The organism is Pseudomonas sp. NPDC089918 (assembly GCF_050280605.1).
Taxonomy (GTDB): Bacteria; Pseudomonadota; Gammaproteobacteria; order Pseudomonadales; family Pseudomonadaceae; genus Aquipseudomonas.
Window position 1 is genome coordinate 1 of record NZ_JBNNVP010000110.1, and the last position, 1,221, is coordinate 1,221.

Genomic DNA, 1,221 nt, shown 5'->3' on the forward strand with positions numbered 1-1,221 from the left:
ACGCCTGACGCCACCGCGCGATCAGGAACCGCCTCGCGACTACGCCCCCAAAGCCCCAAACGCGCCGGGCATGCTTGATGAGCATTACGGCCTGACGCAAGTCGTTGTCGAAGAACAGACGCAAGTCGTTCACGCCGTAACGCAGCATGGCCAGACGCTCAACGCCCATGCCGAAGGCAAAGCCCGAAAACTCTTCCGGGTCGATCCCGGACATGCGCAGCACGTTCGGGTGAACCATGCCGCAGCCCATGACTTCCAGCCAGCCAGTCTGCTTGCAGACACGGCAACCTTTACCGCTGCACATCACGCATTCCATGTCGACTTCAGCGGATGGCTCGGTGAACGGGAAGTACGAAGGACGGAAACGCACGGCCAGTTCTTTTTCGAAGAACACGCGCAGGAACTCTTCGATGGTGCCTTTCAGGTCGGCGAAATTGATATCGCGATCGACCAGTAGGCCTTCGACCTGGTGGAACATCGGGGAGTGAGTGATATCGGAGTCGCTACGGTACACACGGCCTGGGCAGACGATGCGGATCGGCGGCTGTTTCGATTCCATGGTGCGGACCTGTACCGGAGAGGTATGGGTGCGCAGCAACATGTTGGCATTGAAATAGAAGGTGTCATGCATCGACCGGGCCGGGTGATGGCCTGGGATGTTGAGCGCTTCGAAGTTGTGATAGTCGTCTTCGACCTCAGGGCCTTCGGCAATGCCGTAGCCTATGTGGGTGAAGAACTGTTCGATACGTTCCAGAGTGCGCGTAACCGGATGCAGACCACCGGAGGTCTGGCCACGGCCAGGCAGGGTCACGTCAATGGACTCGGCGGACAGTTTGGCGGCCAGGTCGGCCTCTTCAAACAGTGCCTTGCGGGCATTGAGAACCTCTGTGACACGCTCCTTGGCAACGTTGATCAGCGCGCCGACTTGTGGGCGCTCTTCTGCCGGCAAATTCCCCAGGGTCTTCATCACCTGAGTCAATTCGCCCTTTTTGCCAAGGTAGTGAACCCGGATTTGCTCCAGGGCATTGATATCTTCAGCGCTTTGCACAGCCTCTAGTGCTTGAGAGACGAGCGCATCCAGGTTTTCCATGTACAGACTCCAGATACAAAATAGGGGAAGAGCTTGGGCCTGGTGCAGGACGGTCAACCGGACACATCAACCCTGACCTATAGCGGCATTGCCGTGCTGCACCCGCAGCTGTTTGACGGGTGCTCGGCCGG

General features: G+C 58.5%; 1 protein-coding gene and 1 pseudogene. One reads left to right on the plus strand and one right to left on the minus strand.

What is annotated here, in order from left to right:
• The coding region (pheS, locus tag ACQKPC_RS30400) for a phenylalanine--tRNA ligase subunit alpha (RefSeq protein WP_427628337.1) at positions 1-1,090 on the minus strand (1,090 nt) is incomplete at its 3' end.
• A gap of 36 nt (positions 1,091-1,126) precedes the next feature.
• Between pheS and ACQKPC_RS30405 the strand changes: the two are divergent.
• Positions 1,127-1,221 (plus strand): annotated as a pseudogene (locus ACQKPC_RS30405) (mannose-1-phosphate guanylyltransferase); the annotation flags it as partial.